Annotated in this window: 17 protein-coding genes; 4 read left to right on the top strand and 13 right to left on the bottom strand. The window is 69.7% G+C overall.

Going from position 1 to position 14981, the window contains the following annotated elements:
* Window positions 1–227 precede the first annotated feature (227 nt).
* Entirely contained in the window at window positions 228–1697 is a 1470-nt protein-coding gene (locus ACX9I7_RS16240; protein ID WP_387566385.1) for a sensor histidine kinase, read from the top strand.
* Between the two features lie 147 nt (window positions 1698–1844).
* On the opposite strand, the gene ACX9I7_RS16235 is transcribed toward ACX9I7_RS16240, so the two are convergent.
* Both ACX9I7_RS16235 and ACX9I7_RS16230 read right to left on the bottom strand, forming a co-directional pair.
* The gene (locus ACX9I7_RS16235; RefSeq protein WP_004937597.1) at window positions 1845–2102 is read right to left on the bottom strand and encodes a WhiB family transcriptional regulator; all 258 of its coding nucleotides are present in this window, start codon (window positions 2100–2102) and stop codon (window positions 1845–1847) included.
* Window positions 2103–2426: 324 nt separating this feature from the next.
* The gene (locus ACX9I7_RS16230) at window positions 2427–3395 is read right to left on the bottom strand and encodes a diacylglycerol/lipid kinase family protein (RefSeq protein ID WP_459387760.1); all 969 of its coding nucleotides are present in this window, start codon (window positions 3393–3395) and stop codon (window positions 2427–2429) included.
* An 82-nt stretch (window positions 3396–3477) separates the two neighbouring features.
* On the opposite strand from ACX9I7_RS16230, the gene ACX9I7_RS16225 reads away from it, so the two are divergent.
* Window positions 3478–3963 carry a hypothetical protein gene (locus ACX9I7_RS16225; RefSeq protein ID WP_459387759.1) on the top strand — a complete coding sequence of 162 codons (486 nt, stop codon included), beginning with the start codon at window positions 3478–3480 and terminating at the stop codon, window positions 3961–3963.
* 24 nt (window positions 3964–3987) lie between these two features.
* Here ACX9I7_RS16225 and ACX9I7_RS16220 read toward each other — a convergent pair whose 3' ends face one another.
* From ACX9I7_RS16220 to ACX9I7_RS16205, 4 genes are all read right to left on the bottom strand, one after another.
* Window positions 3988–4869 carry an RNA polymerase sigma factor SigF gene (locus tag ACX9I7_RS16220; RefSeq protein ID WP_459387793.1) on the bottom strand — a complete coding sequence of 294 codons (882 nt, stop codon included), beginning with the start codon at window positions 4867–4869 and terminating at the stop codon, window positions 3988–3990.
* A gap of 208 nt (window positions 4870–5077) precedes the next feature.
* Window positions 5078–5494: an ATP-binding protein gene (locus ACX9I7_RS16215; protein WP_126915983.1), complete on the bottom strand. Its 417-nt coding sequence runs from the start codon at window positions 5492–5494 to the stop codon at window positions 5078–5080.
* 198 nt (window positions 5495–5692) lie between these two features.
* Window positions 5693–6217 (bottom strand): GNAT family N-acetyltransferase, encoded by a 525-nt coding sequence (locus ACX9I7_RS16210; RefSeq protein ID WP_358626893.1) that lies wholly within the window; start codon window positions 6215–6217, stop codon window positions 5693–5695.
* A gap of 12 nt (window positions 6218–6229) precedes the next feature.
* On the bottom strand, window positions 6230–6490 hold the full coding sequence (locus ACX9I7_RS16205; RefSeq protein ID WP_387566375.1) for a UBP-type zinc finger domain-containing protein: 261 nt from the start codon (window positions 6488–6490) through the stop codon (window positions 6230–6232).
* Window positions 6491–6543: 53 nt separating this feature from the next.
* Between ACX9I7_RS16205 and ACX9I7_RS16200 the strand changes: the two genes are divergently transcribed.
* Window positions 6544–8151, top strand: a complete 1608-nt coding sequence (locus ACX9I7_RS16200; RefSeq protein ID WP_387566373.1) for a Na+/H+ antiporter — start codon at window positions 6544–6546, stop codon at window positions 8149–8151.
* A 5-nt stretch (window positions 8152–8156) separates the two neighbouring features.
* On the opposite strand, the gene ACX9I7_RS16195 is transcribed toward ACX9I7_RS16200, so the two are convergent.
* Entirely contained in the window at window positions 8157–9095 is a 939-nt protein-coding gene (locus ACX9I7_RS16195) for a 1-aminocyclopropane-1-carboxylate deaminase/D-cysteine desulfhydrase (protein WP_459387758.1), read from the bottom strand.
* A gap of 246 nt (window positions 9096–9341) precedes the next feature.
* Window positions 9342–9698, bottom strand: a complete 357-nt coding sequence (locus tag ACX9I7_RS16190) for a hypothetical protein (RefSeq protein WP_459387757.1) — start codon at window positions 9696–9698, stop codon at window positions 9342–9344.
* A gap of 173 nt (window positions 9699–9871) precedes the next feature.
* On the opposite strand from ACX9I7_RS16190, the gene ACX9I7_RS16185 reads away from it, so the two are divergent.
* A complete protein-coding gene (locus ACX9I7_RS16185) occupies window positions 9872–10114 on the top strand; it encodes a GntR family transcriptional regulator (RefSeq protein WP_459387756.1) in 243 nt (80 codons plus the stop codon).
* A 45-nt stretch (window positions 10115–10159) separates the two neighbouring features.
* On the opposite strand, the gene ACX9I7_RS16180 is transcribed toward ACX9I7_RS16185, so the two are convergent.
* The 5 genes from ACX9I7_RS16180 to ACX9I7_RS16160 form a co-directional block, all read right to left on the bottom strand.
* Window positions 10160–10834: a class I SAM-dependent DNA methyltransferase gene (locus ACX9I7_RS16180; RefSeq protein ID WP_459387755.1), complete on the bottom strand. Its 675-nt coding sequence runs from the start codon at window positions 10832–10834 to the stop codon at window positions 10160–10162.
* A gap of 75 nt (window positions 10835–10909) precedes the next feature.
* Entirely contained in the window at window positions 10910–11386 is a 477-nt protein-coding gene (locus tag ACX9I7_RS16175; protein WP_459387754.1) for a glycine-rich domain-containing protein, read from the bottom strand.
* Window positions 11387–11770: 384 nt separating this feature from the next.
* Window positions 11771–12985: a helix-turn-helix domain-containing protein gene (locus tag ACX9I7_RS16170; RefSeq protein ID WP_459387753.1), complete on the bottom strand. Its 1215-nt coding sequence runs from the start codon at window positions 12983–12985 to the stop codon at window positions 11771–11773.
* Window positions 12986–13111: 126 nt separating this feature from the next.
* Window positions 13112–14047: a major capsid protein gene (locus ACX9I7_RS16165; RefSeq protein WP_459387752.1), complete on the bottom strand. Its 936-nt coding sequence runs from the start codon at window positions 14045–14047 to the stop codon at window positions 13112–13114.
* 41 nt (window positions 14048–14088) lie between these two features.
* The gene (locus ACX9I7_RS16160; RefSeq protein WP_459387751.1) at window positions 14089–14505 is read right to left on the bottom strand and encodes a P27 family phage terminase small subunit; all 417 of its coding nucleotides are present in this window, start codon (window positions 14503–14505) and stop codon (window positions 14089–14091) included.
* Window positions 14506–14981: the final 476 nt, after the last annotated feature.

The raw sequence follows: 14981 nt of genomic DNA, 5'->3' as shown, positions 1-14981 counted from the left end.
GGTCGGCCGACGGGAGGCCCCGGCCGCCGTGGGGCGGGCCGGGCCTCGCTCCGCCCTCCTGTGCGGGGAGGGCGGACGTCTTGGCGCCCATTGTGGACTAGACCATTCATCGCTGTCCATGCTGTTGCCGCACGGACTCCCTGGGTATGCCGATCATCATGTGTCCTCCGCCCGCCGGCCCGTCCCACGCCCCACGGAAAAGAACTAGGCTCACCACCGTGCCCTCCATGAACGACCTCGTACGCCAGCACACCGCACTCGACGACTCCGATCTGGAGTGGCTGCATCTGCTGGTCTCGGAGTGGCAGCTGCTCTCCGACCTGTCCTTCGCCGACCTGGTCCTCTGGGTGCCCACCCTGGACGGCACCCGGTACGTCTCCATCGCCCAGATGCGGCCCAACACCGGGCCGACCTCCTATCACGACGACATGGTCGGCCACCTCGTCCCGCGCGGCCGCCGCCCCATGCTCGACGCCGCCCTCGACGAGGGCCGGATCGTCCGGGAGGGCGACCCGGAGTGGCGGGAGGAGGTCCCCGTGCGGGTCGAGTCCATCCCGGTCCGCCGGGACGGGCGGGTGCTCGGGGTCATCGCCCGGAACACCAATCTGCTGACCGTGCGGACGCCCAGCCGGCTGGAGCTCACCTACCTCCAGAGCGCCTCGGACCTGGCGCAGATGATCGCCGGCGGCACCTTCCCCTTCCCCGGCCAGCAGGTCGACATGGACGCCTCGCCCCGCGCCGGGGACGGGCTGATCAGGCTGGACGCCGACGGCGTCGTCCAGTACGCCAGCCCCAACGCCCTCTCCGCCTACCACCGGCTCGGCCTCGCCGCCGATCTCGTCGGCCATCATCTGGGCGAGACCACCGCTCAGTTGGCACCCTCGCGCGCACCCGTCGACGAGGGCCTGGCCAAGCTCGCCAGCGGCTGGGCGCCCCGCGAGTTCGAGGTGGAGGCCAATGACGGGGTCATTCATCTGAGGGTGATCCCGCTCAAACCCAAGGGCAGCCACATCGGTTCGCTCGTACTGTTGCGCGATGTGACCGAACTGCGACGGCGCGAACGCGAGTTGATCACCAAGGACGCCACCATCCGGGAGATCCACCACCGGGTGAAGAACAACCTCCAGACCGTGGCGGCCCTGCTGCGCCTCCAGGCGCGCCGGATCGGCTCCGCCGAGGGCCGCGAGGCGCTGGAGGAGGCGGTCCGCCGGGTCGGTTCCATCGCGATCGTCCACGAGACGCTGTCGCAGAACCTTGACGAACGGGTCGAATTCGACGAGATCGCCGACCGGGTCCTCGCCATGGTCGCCGAGATCTCCCCGGGCCGGGTCACGGCGCGGCGCACGGGCCGCTTCGGGGTGCTGGACGCCGAGGTCGCCACGCCGCTGTCGATGGTCCTCACCGAGCTGCTGCAGAACGCCCTCGAGCACGGCTTCGGGCCGGGGGAGCAGGGTTCGGTCGAGGTCACCGCGGTCCGCGGGGGCACCCGCCGGGACGCCCGGCTGCTGATCTCCGTCCAGGACGACGGGCGTGGCCTCCCCGAGGGCTTCGACCCCCAGCGCGCCGGCAATCTGGGACTCCAGATCGTCCGCACCCTGGTGGAGGGCGAGTTGGGCGGAACGTTCGACATGGTGCCCGCTTCCGGGCAGGGAACGCGCGTGGTGCTCGACCTTCCCGTGGTGGCGGAGAAGCCGTAACGCCTTCGCGGGGAAAAGCGCGGAAAGCGGGGGAAAAGCACTGAGCCCCGGCCCTCTCCATGAGGAGAGGGCCGGGGCTCAAAGCTTTGTTGTGCTTAGCGCACGGGTGGGGGGTGCTGCGCGCTGCGGCTCGGGGGCCGAGGGGTGTCAGGCGGTCGCGTTACGCGCCCGGTTGCGAGCGGCACGGCGCTTCATGGCGCGGCGCTCGTCCTCGCTGAGGCCACCCCAGACGCCGGAGTCCTGGCCGGACTCGAGCGCCCACTGCAGGCACTGCTCCATGACGGGGCAGCGGCGGCAGACGGCCTTGGCTTCCTCGATCTGCAGCAGCGCAGGACCGGTGTTGCCGATGGGGAAGAACAGCTCGGGGTCTTCCTCGCGGCAAACGGCGTTGTGACGCCAGTCCATGGCTGCTCCATCTCCTCGTGTTACGGCTACGTGGCTTGTGAATGTGAACGCTTTCACGAATCCCCCCGCAAGGGAAGGGCCGACCTCCAGCCAGGCAGACTGGTGCGGTCCAAGGAGTTAAAGGAGGGGGTTCGGGCTCTTCGGGGAAGCCTTGATGGCGGGCTGTCCCGATCGCCACGAAAAGACTCGCAAACCTCGGCGACGGATACAACCCCTTCTGGAAAGTTTTTTTTGATTCCTCGGTGTCGGCTAGGTCACAGCCGTCATTCCAGGGGGTGGAACCCAGTCTAAACGTTCGAGTGGAAGGACTTTAGGCCCTAGCACTCACACAATCACACGCAGTGCACGGCGAACGCCTGTGAACGTCACGCTCGTGCGCAGTCCGAGGTGGTCGCCGTCCATCTGGAAGGGCAGGGGGGCCTGGGAATGCAAGGTGAACGAGTCCTGGTCATGCAGTGACACAGCGTGTTTGCCCTGCGGGCCGCGCTCCGGCGTCGACGTCAGCAGCTGGGTGCCGTAGCGGGTGGCCGCCAGAGTGGACAGCTTGGTGAATCCCAGCACGTCAAGCGCCGTGTCGAAGGACGCCTGCGGCAGCGCGTACATCGGCCGGTTGCCGAAGTACGTCCACGGGGCCGTGTTGCAGATTATCGACATGACGAGATTCTCGAGTGGCTGCTCGCCAGGCCGTTCGAGGGTGATCGTGCCGTGCCGCCGGTTCGTTTCTCCGAAGAACTGGCGCATCACCTGTCGCACGTACAGGGAGTGCGTCGAACGCTTGCCGCGCTCCCGCTGCTGCTCCACCCGGCCGACGACGCCCGCGTCGAACCCGAAGCCCGCGCAGAACGTGAACCAGCGAGCCGGCACCGCCTCGTCCTCCGAGCCCGGCGTCCCGGCCGCGAGGCCGAGTCCCACGGTCCGCTCCGAGTCCTCCCGTAGCGCGTCCAGCAGGGCGCCCGTCGCCTCCACCACGTCATTGGGCAGGCCCAGCGCGCGGGCGAAGACGTTGGTGGAGCCGCCCGGCACCACCGCGAGCCGCGGCAGGCCCTCCGGGTCGGGCCCGGAGTGCAGCAGTCCGTTGACGACCTCGTTGACCGTGCCGTCCCCGCCGAGCGCGACGACCAGCTCGACATTGCCGCTCTCGGCCGCCCGGCGCGCCAGGTCGCGTGCGTGACCCCGGTACTCGGTCGTGGCGACGTCCAGCTTCAGGTCGCTGGCCAGGGCGTGCGCCAGGACATCGCGAGTACGGGCACTGGTGGTGGTGGCCGAAGGATTGACCACAAGAAGCGCACGCATGCGCGCCAGCCTACCTACCTGTCGGTACACGGCCCGTCCCAGGCCCGGCTTCGAAGGATTTGCGTACCGATACCCTGCAGGGGTGAGCAGCAAGCAGTCCGCGTCGAAATCCGCCCGGAAGGGTGCGTCCAAGGGGGCGTCCCAGGGAGCCTCCCCGGCCCCGGTCGCGCCCCGGCTCCGGCCCGCCCGGCTGACGGCGGCCGCCGCTCTGGTCGCCCTGGAGGGGCTGGCCCTGGCCGGCTCGGGCCTCTATCTGCTGATCATGGGCCTGCTGGGCAAGCCGGACAGCCCGCAGCAGGCCGAGACGGGCGGGCTGACCGTCCTCGCGCTGGCCGCGCTGCCGCTCCTCGCCGCGCGCGGCCTGTGGCTGCTGCGGCGCTGGAGCCGCGGCCCCGCCATGATCACGCAGATCATGGCGCTGCCGGTCGCCTGGACGCTCTACAACGGCGGCGCAGGCACGCTGATCGCCGGCGCGGTGGCGCTCGCGCTGACCGCCGTGGCCACGCTCGTCCTGCTGGTGAACCCCACCGCGACCGAGGCGCTCGGCGTCGGCCCGCGCGAGTCCTGAGCCTTTTCCCCTACCGCTCCTCGGCTACTCCTCGATCAGCAGGCGGTCCCGGAGCTGGGCGAGCGTGCGGGCCAGCAACCGGGAGACGTGCATCTGGGAGATGCCCACCTCCTGCGCGATCTGCGACTGCGTCATGTTGCCGAAGAAGCGCAGCAGCAGGATCTTCTTCTCGCGCGGCGGCAGGTCCTCCAGCAGCGGCTTGAGGGACTCCCGGTACTCCACGCCCTCCAGCGCCTCGTCCTCCGCGCCCAGGGTGTCCGCGACGGCCGGGGACTCGTCGTCCGTGTCGGGGACGTCCAGCGAGAGCGTCGAGTAGGCGTTGGCCGACTCCAGGCCCTCCAGCACCTCCTCCTCGGAGATCCCCAGGTGCTCCGCCAGCTCGTGGACGGTGGGGGCGCGGCCGTGCCGCTGGGAGAGCTCGGCCGTGGCCGTCGTCAGCGACAGCCGCAGCTCCTGGAGCCGGCGCGGGACCCGCACCGCCCAGCCCTTGTCGCGGAAGTGCCGCTTGATCTCGCCGACCACCGTGGGGGTGGCGTACGTCGAGAACTCCACCCCGCGGTCCGGGTCGAAGCGGTCCACGGATTTGATCAGGCCGATCGTGGCGACCTGGGTGAGGTCGTCGAGCGGCTCGCCGCGGTTGCGGAAGCGCCGGGCCAGGTGCTCCACGAGGGGCAGATGCATCCGCACCAGGTGGTTGCGCAGCTCGGCCCGCTCCACGGAGCCGTCGGGGAGCTGCCGCAACTCGATGAACAGGGCGCGGGCGCCGCTGCGGTCGTGCGGATCCCCGTGCTGGTGGCGCTGCCGGCGCTGGTGCTGATCCATGTGGTCCGCCCGGTGGTCCGCCCGTTCTGATGGGTCGCTCACCCGCTCGGCCACCCGCTCCGGCGCCGGGTCGGCCGGATCCACGGGAGTCACCGGCTCCACGGGCGTCGCCGGGGTCGCCGGAGCCGCCGGGTCGGCCGGAGCGGCCGGGTCGGTCGGAGTCACCGGGGCCGCCAGGTCCGGCGCGGTGGCCGGATCGAGGTCTTCCGGATCGGGCCGGGCAGGCTGCTGCGGGATGGCCGGAGCGCGCACTCCCCGCGATGACGCAGTACTCACGGAGCCCCCTCTTCCGTCACGGCTGCCCGGGGCCGGCGCCGCGCTTCTTGTGCAGGCTGATGCTCACCGTCCGGTCCTCCGCGACGGTGGAGTCGACCTCGCCGGCCAGGGCGGAGAGCACCGTCCAGGCGAAGGTGTCGCGCTCGGGGGCGCGGCCGTCCGTCGTCGGCGCCGAGACGGTCACCCGCAGCGCGTCCCCGACGAGGCGGAAGACGCAGCTGAGCACGGAACCGGGAACGGCCTGTTGCAACAGGATGGCGCAGGCCTCGTCCACGGCGATGCGCAGGTCCTCGATCTCGTCGAGGGTGAAGTCCAGCCGGGCCGCGAGTCCGGCTGTCGCCGTCCGCAGCACCGACAGGTAGGCACCCGCAGCGGGCAGCCGGACTTCCACGAAGTCCTGGGTCGTCCCAGGCTCGCCAGCGATTGGGGACACCCTCACCTCCAAGGTGGCACAAGCTCATTGAGCTGTCGGGAGCGCCGGTCCCACGGCCCCCGGACGAGGGCGGCGCGGGCCGGTGCGGCACATGGTCCGGCTGAGACGCTATCGCGATCTGCGGTTCCGCGCCGCAGGCCCACGACTGTCACTCATGGTAAACCCGTAAGCACAGACGGTGGGTAGGGCTGTGCGGCCTCAAATCGAAAGCGAGGTCGGCCTGTTGGGATTTTCGTCACTCTGTGCGAGCGCCGCAAGGGCCTGGAGCGGTTCTCCTGACAACCTGCGGACCGTCCACTCGTCCATCGCCTCCGCGCCCAGCGATTCGTAGAAGGCGATCGACGGCGCGTTCCAGTCCAGCACTGACCATTCGAAACGCTGATAGCCCCGCTCCACGCAGATCCGGGCGAGCTCCGCCAGGAGCGCCCTGCCGTGGCCGCCGCCGCGGGCGTGCGGGCGCACGTAGAGGTCCTCCAGGTAGATACCGTGCGTACCCGTCCAGGTCGAGAAGTTGCGGAACCACAGGGCGAAGCCCACCGTTTCCCGACGGTCCGCGTCACTCTCCGCTATCAGTGCGAAGACCGCCGGGTCCGCGCCGAACAGGGCGTCGCGCAGCTGTTCCTCGGTCGCCCGCGCCTCGTCCAGCGCCCTTTCGTACTCCGCCAGTTCGCGGACCATCGCGTGGATGCGGGGGACGTCGGCCGGAGTCGCGGGTCGGATCATGCGGGCATGATCTCAGACGATGTGTTCGTCCACGTAGCACCAGCGCCAGCTCTGGCCCGGCTCGAAGCTCCGCATCACCGCGTGCCCCGTCTCCTCGAAGTGCGCGGTGGCGTGGCGGTACGGGGACGAGTCGCAGCAGCCCACGTGCCCGCACACCAGGCACAGCCGCAGCTGCACCGGGTGGCTGCCCGCCGCCTCGCACTCCGGGCAGGTCGGGGTCAGCGGCGCCGGTTCGGGGCGCGGCATCTCGTCCACATGCGAACACTCGATCATGATGGCCAGGTTAAGGCGCGTGCGGAGCGCCGGGCGGAGAGGGTGGAGGAGCCATGGACGTCATGCCGCTGCTGACGCTGATCGCGGGCGGCGCCGCGGTCGCGGGAGCCGCCCGCAGGACCCCCGTGCCCGCGCCGCTGCTGCTCGTCGCGGCCGGCCTCGTCGCCTCGTACGTCCCCGGCGTACCGGACTACACCCTCGATCCCCACATCGTGCTGCCGCTGGTGCTGCCGCCCCTGCTGCACACCGCCGCCCTGGAGAGCTCCTACCTCGATCTGCGGGCCAACCTGCGGCCCGTGGCGCTGCTCAGCGTCGGGTACGTCCTCTTCGCCACCCTCGCCGTCGGCTATGTGGCCTCCCGCGCGGTGCCCGGGCTGCCGCCCGCCGCCGCGCTCGTCCTGGGCGCGGTGGTGGCCCCGCCGGACGCGGTGGCCGCCACCGCCATCGCCCGGCGGCTGGGGCTGCCGTCCCGGATCACCACGATCCTCCAGGGCGAGTCCCTGGTGAACGACGCGACCGCCATCACCGCCTACAAGGTCGCCCTCGCCGCCGCCGTCGGCACCGGCGCGACCTGGGCCGACGGCATCCGGGAGTTCGTCCTCGCCTCCGTCGGGGGCATCGGCGTCGGCCTGATCCTCATGGTGCCCATCCACTGGCTGCGCACCCACCTGCGGGACCCGCTGCTGCAGAACACCCTCTCGCTGCTCATCCCCTTCGTCGCCTACGCCGCGGCCGAGCAGGTGCACGCGTCCGGGGTGCTCGCGGTGGTGGTGGTCGCGCTGTACCTGGGGCACCGGTCCTGGCAGGTCGACTTCGCCACGCGGCTGCAGGAGGCGGCCGTGTGGAAGGTCGTCTCGTTCCTGCTGGAGTCGGCCGTCTTCGCCCTCATCGGGCTCCAGTTGCGGATCGTGCTGCGGGACCTGGGGGCGTACGGGGTGGGGGAGGCGCTGGGGTACGCGGCGGTGGTGTTCGCCGCGGTCGTCGTCGCGCGGTACGTGTGGGTCTTTCCGGGGACGTTCGTGCCGCGGATGCTGTTCCCGCGGATCCGGGAGCGGGAGCCCGACACGGACTGGAAGGCGCCGACGGTGGTGGGGTGGGCCGGGATGCGGGGTGTGGTCTCGCTGGCCATCGCCTTCTCCATTCCCGTCGCCGCCGACGACGGGTCGCCGTTTCCCGCCCGGAGCCTGATCCTCTTTCTGACGTTCACGACGGTGATCGGGACCCTGGTGGTGCAGGGGCTCACCCTGCCCCCGCTCATCCGGCGGCTGCGGCTGCCCGCGCGGGACGTGGGCGCGGAGACGCTGGTGGAGGCGCAGGCGCAGAGCGAGGCGTCGGCGGCGGCGGAGCGGCGCCTGGCGGAGCTCCTCGCCGACGGCGAGCGGAACGCGCTGCCGCAGCCGTTGGCCGAGCGGTTGCGGGCCGTGCTGGAGCGGCGTCGCAACGCGGTGTGGGAGCGGCTGGGGGCGGTCGACGAGCGGACGGGGGAGTCGGTGGACGACACGTACCGGCGGCTGGCGCGCGAGGTGATCGGGGCGGAGCGGGAGGTCTTCGTGGCGCTGCGGGACGCGCGCCGCATCGACGACGAGATGCTGCGGACGCTGCTGCGGCGGCTGGACCTGGAGGAGGCGGCGGCGTACCGGGAAGGGGAGGGTGAGGGCTGAGGCCCTTACGGCGCCCCCGTGATGACGGCCACCACCCGTGTGCCGGGTGCGAACGCGCCCTCGCTGGCGAGCGTCGTCAGCCCGTACAGCATCTTCGCCACATACACGCGTTCCAGCGCGATGCCGTGCCGGTCGGTGAAATCCGTTGTGAATGCGTCCAGCTCGGGCGTGCTCTTCGCATAGCCGCCGCCGTGGAAGCGGTCGTCCAGGGTCCAGTTGCCCCGGCGGCCTCCGAACGCCTCGTCCTGGAGGCGGAGTATCTCCTGCTCCAGGAAGCCCCCCTTAAGGACCGGGAAGCCGATCGCCCGCTGTCCGGCGGACAGCCCCGCCGCCAGACCCGCGAGCGTCCCGCCCGTGCCGCAGGCCACGCCCATCACGTCCGCGACGCCGCGCAGCTCGCGGCCGAGCTCGGTGCAGCCGAGGGCGGCCGCCGCGTTGCTGCCGCCCTCGGGGATGACGAACGCGTCCGGCGGGGCCAGGGACGCCAGGACCTCCGGTTCCGCCTTGCGGCGGTACGTCGCGCGGTCGACGAAGCGCAGCCGCATGCCGTCCGCCGCGCAGCGGGCCAGGGACGGGTTGAGGGGCCGGCCGGCCAGTTCGTCGCCCCGGACGACGCCGATCGTGGCGAAGCCCAGCAGGCGGCCGGCCGCCGCCGTGGCCCGGAGGTGGTTGGAGTACGCCCCTCCGAACGTGAGCAGCGTCCGGGCGCCGGACGCTGCCGCCGCGCGCAGGTTGGGCTCCAGCTTGCGCCACTTGTTGCCCGGAGGGTACAGGTCCACTGGTCCAAGTGTCTCCGTGTCCCACGGCAGCGTCGTATGTATGAGGTCATCCCGCTTCAGCAGTAGGCGTACGCCCCGGCGGGCGAACCGTTCGTCGTGGATCTCTTCCAGAGGGGAGGGCGGCCGGGTCTGCAACGCTATGGCGGGGCTCACGGGGCGGTTCACCCGTCCATTGTGCGTTGCTCGGACATGTAGTGCCCCGCCCGGCGTGTGGCCAGGCGGGGCTGGGTGGTGCTGATCAGCGCGGGTTGAGGACGCTCTGTGTGTCCTCGGGGGATGGTCCGACGGGGACCATGGGGACGCAGTCGGGGCACGCGCTGATGGTGGCTCCGGAGTTGCTTCCGGTGTCGCGCCATCCGACGGTCACGGGGGCTTCCGTCCATCTGCCGCAGCGGCAGCAGGGTGCGGCGCTCATGCGCTCACCGCCAGGGCGTCAAAGTGGGATCCCGCGTAGGTGTAGGGGTAGTCCTGGCCTTCCCACGCTGCTTCGACGGCCCGGCGCCGCTCGCGCTGCTGTCGCCGTTCGTCAGTCTGCTTCCGTTCCCACTCGACCAGGTACCTGGGGATCAGCGGGCGTGTGTCCGGCGGCATGACGTGCCGGGTGAGGTGATGCGGTGGGATCGGCCGGTGCCCGCCGCAGATGACGTAGGGCGGTCGGGTCGGCGGGCGCGGCACGGAGGCGATGATGTGGCTTCGGCTGTGGCGTCCGTGGGCGGGCAGCAGCAGGCGGAGCGCCCATAAGAGGGCGCGGACGATACGATCGCGCATGAGTTGATCAGCTCCTAGACAAGCTGGTCGGCTAAGCCCCGGAATGACCGCTGCAATCGGTCGTCCGGGGCGCTTCGTTTTCGAACGCTATCCAGCCTGCTGACCCCTGTCCACCCCTCGGGGCGGGCGGGGACGGGTGAGCGCCACAGGCTGATTTGTGTACGGTCTCCGGTGTGGAGTTCGACCCGAGGCACCCGAAGTGGCAGCAGATTGCCGACGTGATCCGTACGCGGATCGAGTCCGGTGAGTACCCACCGCACTACTTGATCTCCGAGGTCCAGTTGGCTCGGGAATTCGGCGTCAACAGGGACACGATGCGAAAGACGACGCGGGCTCTGCGCGATGAAGGTCTGATCACCACTACGTCCGGCATGGGCTCATTCGTGGAAGACCGGGGACGGCCGGACACACGGTAAGCCCCCGGACGCAACGTCCAGGGGCTTCGTTCCGTGCTTGGGTGATCAGGGAGTCGGCGCTAGCGCGCGGACGAGGAGCGTGCCGGTCTTCCAGCCTTCGGGCGGGGTGATCTCCACGGCCATGGGAGTCTCGAAGCCGTGCTGGCTCAGCATGGTGGTCCACTCGTCGGGGGTGTGGTCCCAGCGTTTGACGACCAGGGGGTTGGGGTCGTCGGCCTGGTTGATGTAGGACGCCTGGCAGCCGTAGCAGCCTTCGACCGGGGGGCGCTGGGAGAAGGCGAGCACTCCGCCGGGCTTCAGGGCCTGGCGGATGGCGGGGAGCATCTGGTTGGGGTCGGTGAACCAGACGGCGCCGAAGACGGAGTACACGACGTCGAAGCGCTCGGGCGTCTCGCTCATGAAGTCGAGGGCGCCGCGCTGGTGCAGCTCCAGGCCCGGCAGGTCGCCCCAGCGCTCGCGAGCGGCCTTGAGCTGGACGGGGGAGACGTCGACGCCGACGGCACGGTGTCCGAGGGTGGCGACGTGGGCGAGGTTCCCGCCGGAGCCGCATCCCAGTTCCAGGACAGAGGCGCTGTTCCCGGCGCCCAGGACTTCGACCCCGGGGCCGTGGTCGGGGTACTGGGTCCAGTTGAACCAGGTGGTCTCACCCCTGGCGTTCTTCTCCCGCCGACCGCCGGGCTTCCTGCGGGCGTAGGTGTCCCACGCCGTCGTGTCGCTCACGTGCCCCTCCGTCATCTCCATTGGCCAGGCCAGCCGCACCACGCGGGTACGGCCAGCCCGGTGCCTGCGCTCTGATCAGCCGGTCTTGGCGGTGTTGCGCTTCGGGCTGTTGTGGCAGTTCGCGTGGCACTGCGAGCAGTCGGCGATATCCAGCTCCGGCCAGAACTCCAGATCCACGGCGTATCCGGCCGCGTGGATGGCGTCCACGGTCCGGGCGCGCAGCGCCTTGCCCCCGCCGTGCTCCTCACGATCCAGGAACCCGGGCTGGTGGTGGACGAACTTCCCGAACGTGTCCTGGCAGAAGTCGGCGTACGCCTTTGTCCGCAGGACGAACGCGTGCCAGAAGTCGTCCACCAGCGGGGACGGGCTCAGCGGCTTCTCACTGGTGGCGCTGGCGGCCACGAACGCCAGCATCTGCCCCACACCCCGGTGTGCCATGTCGGCGGTGATGTGGTCGTACTTCGCTCGGACGTCGGCGGCGATGGTCGCGCGCAAGTCCGCGCTGACCAGGGTTCCGGCGTCGACGACGGGGCGTTCCTTGACGATGATCACGGCCTTGCCTCCTGCGTCGGGTGGTGCTCGGACGTGAGCCCGCCCCGGTCACTCGCCAGGGAATGGGTGAGGGCGAGTACCGGGCGAGCGGCTATGCGGGCCGCAGCGATCGCGCCGATACCGCCCGTATCGCCTGCTGCTCAGGGGCACAGCGGGGGCATTCGCACGGCGGAAAGCGCACGGGATTCTCCAGGATCACTATCGGATCCCCCACACGGACTGCGCGTATGCCGCCGTAGGTCCGTCCGCTGTCCCTGCTCACCCGCAGGGTCATCAGGGCGGTCCCCTTGTCCAGAAGCGACGGCTGCTCGCTGTTGGCCATGCCGGAAGACTGCCGCCCATGCCAGTGAGGCCACAGGGACGCAACGTCCCAGTTTTCGAGCGCTAGTTGGCGACTCCAAGCAGCTCTGCGAGTCGGCGCAGGCCGGGGGGGCGGGCAGGGCGGGCCCACAGATCGCTGACGATGGCGACGGCGAGGGTGTGATGCCGCATCCACGCCGGGGCCACACGGCGCAGCTTCTCAAGGGTTCTGACAGCTCCCTCCGTGTCCCCGACGTCCGCGTAAGCGCGGGCGACGTCCAGCAGGAGCCAGGTTCGCCAGGAGGGCGGAGTGTCCGCGCTGAGCCGCATTCCGCGGGCCAGGCGTAGCGCTTCCTCGGGGCGTGCGTGCTGTACGGCCAGGCGGACGCGCTCGATGCGGACGGACGACTTGCTGAAGACGCTGACGAGCTTGCCGTTGACGGCTGGAGGCATGGTGGCCAGTCGGCCGGCTGCCTGCTCCGCCGTGCGCATCATGTCGTTGGCCGTGTCGTAGTCGCCGGAGCGGGCGGCGCTGGTCGCGGCCGACATCAGCAGCCCGCCCCACACACGGACGCCCTCAGCGCTGTGCGTGTGGCGGCGTTCAACTCCATCGGCGGCATGCACCGCCAGGTTCTCGGCGTCGTCCAGCCGGTTCTGACGCTGGTACGCCCAGGCCACGGAGTTGCAGATCATCGCGGGCAGCAGCGGATCCGCTGCCGCTTCGGCAGAAGTCAGCGCCCGTTCGAGAGACGACAGGGCAAGGTCGGTCTTGCCCAGTCGGATGGCCAGATGACCACCCAATTGCAGCGCTTTGGCCAAAGCCCCCTGTCCGGCATCGCGTTCATCATTGCCACCCACGGCGGCGGCGAAGCGTGCATCTGCGATAACCCCCGGCAGGCTCTCCATCAGCCGTGCGAAGTCCGCCGCGTGGTACAGGGTCCACGCTGCCGCGATCTCGTCCCGCAGCAACTCCAGCGACAGAGACTCCACCCCATCCGGCTCAGGCGGCGCAGCGAACAGAGGCGGCATGATGGCGCGCCGCACCGCCACCAGCGCGGGCGGATCAGCCTCTCCCGTGGACGGAACCCCCGGCGGATCACCCAACAAGGTAGTGACCTCCACCCCCAGCCCCTTGGCCAACGCATGCAGCGTCGGCAACCGCGCCGAGTGCTTCCGCCTCTGCTCCAGCTTCCGCACGACATCCACCGACACGCCCGACCGCTCGGCCAAACCCTCCTGCGTCAGGTCAGCCATCCTGCGAAGCCTGCCCACGCGATCGCCCAGGTGCTCATTCGCCATGTGCCCGACGCTACGCCCTGACCGGCGTCGAGTGGACTCTAGATCGAACGCAAGTGCTGCACGGGGATACGCGAAAATCCCCGAGCCGCCGACCAGCAAGGGCGGAGGCTCGGGGATTTGGGCAGGTCAGCCGACGAGAACGTTGGTCAGGCGGGCGGCAGCCTTGCCGCCGAACAGGGCAAGGCCGCAGTAGAAGTCGATACGGGTTCGGTAGACGGGCTTGTCGTGGGACTCACCCAGATCGGTGGCCTGGACGCCGCCGTTGGTCAGCCCGGACACCCCGGCATCGGCCTCGCTGGTTCCGAAGCGCACCGCGTAGATGTCGCCGGTCTGCTTCCCGCCCGTGCCTGCGGTGAGGGGCAAGACATCGCTTCCGTCCAGCTTCTGCCCGGCGTCCAGCAGCGGGATGCCCTTCCACGTGACACTACGCTTGCCCGCGATCTCCTCACGCAGCAACTCGCCGCCACCGAGCCGACGGAACCCGGACTCAACCTTGGCCCGGAGAGCGGCATTCATGTACAGCGCGCCATTGGCGCCGCTGATGCCGCGCACCTGTGCGGTCAGCGCGTCCAGCAGGTCGAAAAAGTCGTGGCCATTGGCGACCGGCCCGACACCCTTGGCGTCCAGCACCTGAGTGCCCAGCAGTCGCTTGCGCAGACCGTCAAAGCCCTTGGGGTTGACCTCCACGTCACCGTTGAAGAACTGGTCGGCGAAGTGAACCGACGCAGCCTTGACCTTGAGTTCGGTCTGAATGGCGCGCTGATCGTTGAGGTTGCCCCGGGTCTGGACGATGAACTTGTCCACGTCCGCGTCGCCGCCGAGGATTGCCAGCGTTTCAATGCGCTGGTTCAGCGTGCCCGTGCTCTCCGGGTACGCCTCGTTCACAGCGCGGAAGGAGACCCCGGGAAGCGTGGACTCCTCGTTGTACTTGTAGGCGTTGCCCTGGATCTGAATTAGCGGCAGCCGGTCAAGGATCGGGGATTCCTGAACGAACACCTCAATCACGCCGCGCTGGAGCATGTCCGTGGACAGCTTTGCGGATTCAGCAAGGGTAAGAGTCATGGATTTTTCTCCTTTATAAAGGCGAACCTGAGTCTTGGGATTCAGTCCCAGATATCCGAGCTGGCGTCTGCGTCATCCGGCGGCTGAAATCCAGCTCGGGCGCTTGGCGATAGGCCCAGCTCCCGGATGTACCGGGCAAGCTGTGTGCGGTACTGGCCGGCGATCGTGGCGGCCCCGTTCTTCACAGTCCCACGCTCGGCGGTCACCATCAGTCCGCGTTCCGATAGATCCCGCTCGGCCTGGTCAATGCGGGCGACACACACGCACAAGTCCTTGACGGTCGCGTGGTCCACTTCGCCGACGCCAACTGCGACTTCTAGGACAGGCACGACGCGACACCACTCCGCTGATGCCACTTCCCGACATCTGATGTTGGCTGCTTCAACGGTGGGGTCGGGCGAGTGCTTGAATACCCCGGACCAATCCGGTTCGGCGAGGATCGCACGTGGCACGATCACGCCTTCTCGAACGGTAGTTTTCGATGGATCCCCTTCGCGGACCCGCTGAAAAGCAGGTTTAGGTCTGTATCTATCGGCCATCCGTTCTCGCTTTCTGTCGGTGGGATCCTGCAACGGCTTTCCAAAAACGCCCGCAGCCCCGGCGCGGGCTCTTCATCTCCCTGCCGATCAGCGCGGGGAGGGGTGGGGGGTACCCCCTTGGTCTAAATCGGACATTAGGAACGGGTGGGCTTGATCCTCTCGGCCGCCCAGCCACCTGGTTGATGCCTCGCGGTCTCTCGGTTGTGACACTGAGTACACAGCGGCCGAAGCCTGTGCCACGCGTCCGGATCGGCCACGCCCTGAGCGACCAACTGGCGTCGAGACAACGGGAAATGGTCGGCCACCGTGGCCTGACGACCACACAGCAAGCACCACGGGTTCCGGTACAGGTAGGCGCGTCGGATGCGCTGCCAACGCGTGGCATACCCCCGCTC

Source organism: Streptomyces sp. L500 (genome assembly GCF_054551825.1).
This window is presented reverse-complemented; position numbering and strand designations above follow the sequence as displayed.